Source organism: Nonomuraea diastatica, from assembly GCF_004349015.1.
GTDB lineage: Bacteria > Actinomycetota > Actinomycetes > Streptosporangiales > Streptosporangiaceae > Nonomuraea > Nonomuraea diastatica.
The window spans coordinates 1-5,963 of sequence record NZ_SMKP01000323.1 but is presented as its reverse complement, the minus strand read 5'-3'; the positions used below and the strand labels follow the sequence as shown (position 1 = coordinate 5,963).

The window sequence follows — 5,963 nt, the reverse complement described above, 5'->3', positions numbered from 1 at the left end:
GAAGAAGAGCGCCTCACGGCTCAGGAAGACCACGTCGACCTGCGCCTGGCCACCGGCGAACACCAGGAGGTGGCGGCTGAGCTCGCCGCGCACGTCAAGGCACATCCCCTGCGGGAACGCCGCCGCGGGCAGCCCGGACGTGAGCGGCCGGGCCGTGACGTCCACCACATCCGCGGGCCGGGCGACACCGGCCGGGCAGGACGGCTCGCCGGGCGCCACCGCGGCGCCCGAGCGCACGATCGTCCCGCCGCGGCCGGAAGGGCAGGACATCGTGATCGCGATGCAGAGCGCGATCACGGTGAAGCCGATGGCCGACCTGACCTTCGACGGCGCCCTGACGCAGAGCGAGTTCGCCGCGAAGGCGCACGGCCGGATCCGGTTCCATCCCGAGGTGAGCTTCAGCCCGCAGAACTGCGCCTACGCCATGACCGTCGCCCCCGCCGGCGAGCCCGCGATGGACGTGGCCATGGTGTTGTCCGGCGGCTCCGTCGAGCTGTTCGTCGACGGGAAACCCCAGGGTGAGCGCGAGCCGCGCGGCCAGGACTACCTCGACATGGTTGTCACCATGTCCGGAATCGGCGTCATCCTCGACCTGGTGGGGCGCACGGAGCGGGTGGACGCGGCCGGCCCGCGCTACTCCGGCAGCCTGCCGGCGGAGAAGGCCCCCGGCGCGATCCAGGAGCAGCTCGCGGGCATGGCCGGCTGGAAGACGAGCGAGCTCAAAGGCACCAGGATCACTTGGCAGCTGGAGCTGGACCCGCAGAACCGTCCCCGGCTCTTCGTGCTCTCCTGGGTGACCGAGGTGCGCGGCACCGAGCTCGCCTCCACCTACTCCACGACGTTCGGGGGCTGGCGGCAGGGGGAGATCGCCGCGCCCGGCTAGCGATCCGGGCACGCCATGGGATCGCCTCAAGCCCGTCGTGAGGCGATGATGAGGGACATGGAGACAGCCCCGGTGCCGCCGATCTCCACCATGGGCGCCATCGTCACGGTGGAGCGCGTGCTCGCCCGAACCCCCGCCCTAGCCGTCCTGCTGCCGATGATCCAGGCCTTCGACACCGGCTGCCTGCTGAACATCGACGTCGTGGCCCGCAACGCCGCGGCGCCGCGCGGCCTGGCGCTGCAGCTCGACTCGGCGTTCTCCGGCGAGGAGAGCACCTCGCTGCACATCACGCTGCGCTATCCGGACGGCGTCGAAGTCGCCTCCGACGCCGACCACCACTGCGCGCCGCCGAGCCTTTCCTGGTTTCCCGGCGGCGTGCGCGGCGACGCGACGTTCACCCTCTACCAGACGCCCCTGTGGCTGCATCCGCTGCCGCCGCCGGAGGACTTCGTCCTCACCATGGAGTGGCCGTGGGCCGGCATCGGCCTGGAGACCGTGCGGCTCGACGGCGCCGCCATCGCGGGCGCGGCAGCGCGGTCGAAGCACTGCTGGCCGTCCTGGGGGACCACCGAGGCGCACTGAACCCTTCAGTACGACTTCTGCGTCTGTACGTTGAAGTCGTCCATCTTGACCTGCTGGGCCGGGTCGGTGAGCGGATGAGTGATCCGCAGCACGTCGAGGCCCTGGCGCATGTCGCTGGAGTAGATGTAGCCGTTGTAGTAGTACGCGGACCAGGAGCCCACGGTGCCGCCGGTCTCGTCGGGCCCGCGCTCGAAGAAGCCGATCTCCTTCGGGTTGGCGGAGTCGGTGAAGTCCCAGATCGACACCCCGCCCTGGTACCACGACTGGACCATGACGTCCTTGCCCGGCACCGGGATCAGGGAGCCGTTGTGGGCGACGCAGTTCTCGTCCGGCTGCTGCTCCCTCGGGATCTTGAAGTAGCCGCGCCGCTCCAACTGGCCGTTCACCAGGTCGTAGACGGCGTCCGCGCCCTTCGTGGGAGGGGTGTTCCTGTCGCAGGTGGCCATGGCGCCGCCGCCGAGCTCGTCACCGAACACGATCTTCGTGCCGTCGTTGTTGAACGTCGCCGAGTGCCAGATCTGGAAGTTCTCAGGGTCGTTGAGCCGCTGGACGACTTTCGGCTCGACCGGGTTGGAGATGTCGAGGATCACGCCGTCGCCGAAGCAGGCGGCTGCGGCCACGTTCTTCTCCGGGTAGGCGGTGATGTCGTGGCAGCCGGAGCCGTTCTCGCTGGTGGAGCGCTCCGGGAAGAGGTCCGGCTTCGCCGCCATCTTCGCCGACTGCGGGTCCTGCACCGGGATCTCCACGATCTGGATGAGCTCGTGCGGCGGCTGGCAGGTCTCCGACTCGGGCTCCGGGCCCGGCGAGGAGACGTACACGTACAAGGTCTCCCCGGCGGGGACCATCGTGTGCGTGTGGGAGCCGCAGTCGGTCTGGACCGCGCTGACGTACCTGGGGCTCTTCTTGTCGCTGATGTCGAAGATGCGCAGCCCTTCCCAGCTGCGGCGGTCATCACGAGAGTCGCACTCCGGGCCGCTGCGCGGCTCGTCGATCGACAGGATGAGCAGGTCGCCGTAGACGGTGATGTCGTTCTGCTGCGCCGGGCAGGACACCTGGCTGACGATCTCCGGCTTCGTCGGGTCGCTGATGTCGTAGATCGTGAACCCGCCGAAGTTGCCCACGTACGCGTAGTCGCCCTGGAAGGCGAGGTCCGTGTTGAGGTCGTCCGGACCGTTTAACGGAGCGGTCCTCGGAATGTTGGCGACGTGTTCCACATTGTCGCTTTTCATCACGCCGTTCGCGGCGGTCTTTGCTGGAGCGCTGGTCTCCTGCGACGACCCGGCGGGCGTTTCTGGCCTGCCTCCCAGCGGGCCTCCGGCACACGCGGAGACCAGCAGCAAGGCCGTACACAACAACGCTCCGCGCAGCTTGGCAGAGATCAACGCGCATTCCCCTTCATGTTGTGGCTCAGTATGGAAGCTATGTCAGCAGGTTCGACGCCGCGCACGGTCTTCATCACGGTTCTGACCATATTGGGCCTTAGCGCCTGCTCGCAGCCGTCTGCCCAACCCTCTGCCGTGGGAACGGAGGCGCCGGTCATCGTGCCGGGCAGCCCGGGAGACCATGGACGCACGGCGACGCCGGGGGAGCGGATCGGGCAGACGCCCGCCCCGACCGTGGCCTCCGACGTACGTTTCGCCGAGGCCATGATCCCGCATCATCGCCAGGCACTGGAAATGACCGCGCTGGTGGACGACCGCACGACCACACCCACCATCCGCTCGATCGCCCGCGCGATCGACGCCGCCCAGCTCCCGGAGATCAAAGGCATGACCGGCTGGCTCGCCGAGCTGGGCCGCTCCGCGCCGTCGGGGCACGACCACGGGGAGGCCGAGGGCTACGGGATGGCGACCGAGCAGCAGCTGAACGCGCTGGGCGCGGCCAAGGGAACGGCCTTCGACCGGTTGTTCCTCCAGCTGATGATCAGGCATCACCAGGGAGCGGTGAAGATGGCGGGAGAGCAACTCGCGACCGGCCGTGACCGGCGCATGCGGCTGCTCGCCAAGGATGTGTACTCAGGTCAGAGCATCGAGATCGCCCGCATGGAGCGGGTGCTGGAATCGCTGCCGGCCTAGCTCCGGGTCAGGGGATGCTCTGGATCGGGGGGCGCTCCGGAGCGGGTGCGCTCCGGATCACGAGGGCCAGAGCATGTTGGTCAGCTCGCTGTCGAGATCCATGAAGTCGGTCTCGCGGCCCGCGGGCACCTTCTCGTACGTGCGGTGGAGGAACTCCGTGAGCGGGGCCAGCGGCACTTCGAAGAGCGCCTGCCCGAACGGTGACGTGAGACTGATGTGCAGTGTGCGCTCGCCGTCGGCACGCGCGGGCCACACCTGCACGTCGCCGTCGCCGACGCGTCGCACGATGCCCACGGTCAGCAGCTCGCGAGCAAAGATCCACTCGACCGGCTCGTCGTTCCCTACGTGGAAGGCCATGCGGATGGCGTATGGGTCGTCGGCTGTGTAACTCAACCCGGCGAGCAGGGGGACGGTTGTACGGTCGGGGACCACAAGCCGAAGGCCAAGCTCGGCGGAGACGGTGGTGCTGTTCATCGTCAGCCAAACCTTTTCGTCGTAGGTCCCCTCTACGGGGCTTTCACTGCTCTGACGGACTTCGTCCTGAGCTATGACGCAGGGAACGAAGAAACCCGTAGGAAAGATTCCGCTCCTAGGGCCTTCTGTAACGCACATCACAGCTGGACATTTAGGCATCTACCAGGCTAAACGGCATCAATCGGGTCGTATTTGCAAGGGTTTTGCGTGCGGTGGACCGTGTTCCGTAGGCGTCGGTCATGAACGTTTCTTACGAAATGATCGCGACCGGCGCTTCCGGAACACGACTGATGGTATGCCACCGACCCGCCATGCCGATGGGCAACCGCCGCGTTTCACCCGAATCCCTACTGCTGCGGCGATCCGGTCCCCGCCGACCCCCTCCCGTCGCCCGGCCCACCCGCTCGGGATCACATCGCTTCGCCAGCAGGCACCAGAGTGCGGTATGGTTTTCCCCGTCGGCACCAAGTGGAGCTGGCAGGGCGGGCGATTAGCTCAGCGGGAGAGCGCTTCGTTCACACCGAAGAGGTCACTGGTTCGATCCCAGTATCGCCCACCACGAAGACGCAGGTAGCACGGGGTTTCGGAGTTGATCCGAGGCCCCCTTCCTCGTGTCTGGGGGCCGATGGGAGCCAATCGGGGAGCCATCTCACTCGGACTCTCTACCCGTGTCGGCTGTCACCGAAGATCGTGTTCATGGTTTGGGCACCTTTGGTGATCACCGGCCTGAGCTGGTGCCGGTAGACCGCCTCCGTGACGCTGGTGCCCGTGTGCCCGACGAGATCGGCGATGATCTCGATGGGCACACCCTGGTCACTCATGATGGAGACGAACGAGTGACGCAGCTCGCGTGGTGTCCAGGCGATTCCGATCTTGGCGTCCTTGGTGATCTTGCGGAATGCCCGCCGCACGTTCGCCGCGTCCAGCTCGGTGCCGACGCTCGTGCAGAACACCAGGTTGTGGTCCTGCCATGCCGCGCCCGCCCTGAGCTTGTGGGCGATCTGGCGGGTGTGATGGTGCCGGAGCGCTTCGGCGGCGAGTCTGGGTAGTTCCAGCGTGCGCCGCGACTTTCGGGTCTTGGTGTCACCCCCTTCTCGGACGGCTCGCCATACGTAGACGGCGAGCTTCTTGTGTTTGAACCCTGCCTCGGTGACCGCTTGCCACTGCTTAAGGCTCGGTATCCAGGCGACGACGTGATCCCAGCGCAGGGCGCGGGCTTCCTCGGTACGGACGCCCGTGGTGAGGCTGAGCACCACGTAGGCATGAAGTTCCGAGGATGCCGCCGCCTTGAGCACCGCCTCCGCCTGGTGCCGGGTGAGTGCCTTGCTGGGGCGCCCGTCCGTGCCCTTGGGCGTGGTGACCAGCTCCGCAACGTTCCTGAGCACCATGTCGCGTGCCTGGGCTTGCCGGATGGCTCGCTTCAGCACGCTGTGAATCTCCCGCAGGGTGGTGGTCGCCAGCTCGCCGGCGAGCTGGTCAAGCCACTCATCCACGTGATCCGCGCGTAGCTGCTGGAGCTTGATCTTCCCCAGTCCGGGGATGACGTGCGTTTCGGCGAGGATGCGCAGCTTGGTGACCGTGTTCTCGGACCGGCCCTTGAGGCCCTTGCTGAGCCAGTCGTTGACGGCATCGCGCACGGTGTAGGTCTCCGATGCGGTGATGCCCGCTTCAAGGTCTTTGACGGCCTTGATCGACTTGTCCTTGACGGCGGTCTTGGTCTTGGCCTTGCGCTTGAGGCGTTGGCGCTTGCCGTCGGGGCCGAACCCGAGGGAGATGGCTCCGGTGAAGCCGTCCCCCTCGGGGTAGATGGTCGCTTCGTACGTGCCGATCAGGATCTTGGCCAAGGGATCACCCCTTCTCGTGACGGTTGAGGTACTCCTCGATCGCCTTCCTGATCACCCACGACACATCTCGTTCCTGCGACTCGGCGTACCGGCGGAGACGGTCTT

Annotated in this window: 6 protein-coding genes and 1 tRNA gene; 4 read left to right on the top strand and 3 right to left on the bottom strand. The window is 67.0% G+C overall.

The window, feature by feature from the left end; all coding sequences use genetic code 11:
• Positions 1 to 280: 280 nt before the first annotated feature.
• Complete coding sequence (locus E1294_RS56900) at positions 281 to 883, top strand: hypothetical protein (RefSeq protein WP_246083863.1); 603 nt, start codon at positions 281 to 283, stop codon at positions 881 to 883.
• Positions 884 to 940: 57 nt separating this feature from the next.
• The gene (locus tag E1294_RS50600) at positions 941 to 1,465 is read left to right on the top strand and encodes a hypothetical protein (RefSeq protein ID WP_132520083.1); all 525 of its coding nucleotides are present in this window, start codon (positions 941 to 943) and stop codon (positions 1,463 to 1,465) included.
• A 5-nt stretch (positions 1,466 to 1,470) separates the two neighbouring features.
• On the opposite strand, the gene E1294_RS50595 is transcribed toward E1294_RS50600, so the two are convergent.
• Positions 1,471 to 2,847 (bottom strand): LVIVD repeat-containing protein, encoded by a 1,377-nt coding sequence (locus E1294_RS50595; RefSeq protein ID WP_132520080.1) that lies wholly within the window; start codon positions 2,845 to 2,847, stop codon positions 1,471 to 1,473.
• A gap of 135 nt (positions 2,848 to 2,982) precedes the next feature.
• On the opposite strand from E1294_RS50595, the gene E1294_RS50590 reads away from it, so the two are divergent.
• The gene (locus E1294_RS50590) at positions 2,983 to 3,540 is read left to right on the top strand and encodes a DUF305 domain-containing protein (RefSeq protein WP_246083862.1); all 558 of its coding nucleotides are present in this window, start codon (positions 2,983 to 2,985) and stop codon (positions 3,538 to 3,540) included.
• A 57-nt stretch (positions 3,541 to 3,597) separates the two neighbouring features.
• On the opposite strand, the gene E1294_RS50585 is transcribed toward E1294_RS50590, so the two are convergent.
• On the bottom strand, positions 3,598 to 4,014 hold the full coding sequence (locus E1294_RS50585) for an SsgA family sporulation/cell division regulator (protein WP_132341648.1): 417 nt from the start codon (positions 4,012 to 4,014) through the stop codon (positions 3,598 to 3,600).
• A 484-nt stretch (positions 4,015 to 4,498) separates the two neighbouring features.
• On the opposite strand from E1294_RS50585, the gene E1294_RS50580 reads away from it, so the two are divergent.
• Positions 4,499 to 4,573: transfer RNA gene (locus tag E1294_RS50580), tRNA-Val, on the top strand.
• Between the two features lie 103 nt (positions 4,574 to 4,676).
• On the opposite strand, the gene E1294_RS50575 is transcribed toward E1294_RS50580, so the two are convergent.
• Positions 4,677 to 5,858, bottom strand: a complete 1,182-nt coding sequence (locus E1294_RS50575) for a site-specific integrase (RefSeq protein WP_132520074.1) — start codon at positions 5,856 to 5,858, stop codon at positions 4,677 to 4,679.
• Positions 5,859 to 5,963 lie beyond the last annotated feature (105 nt).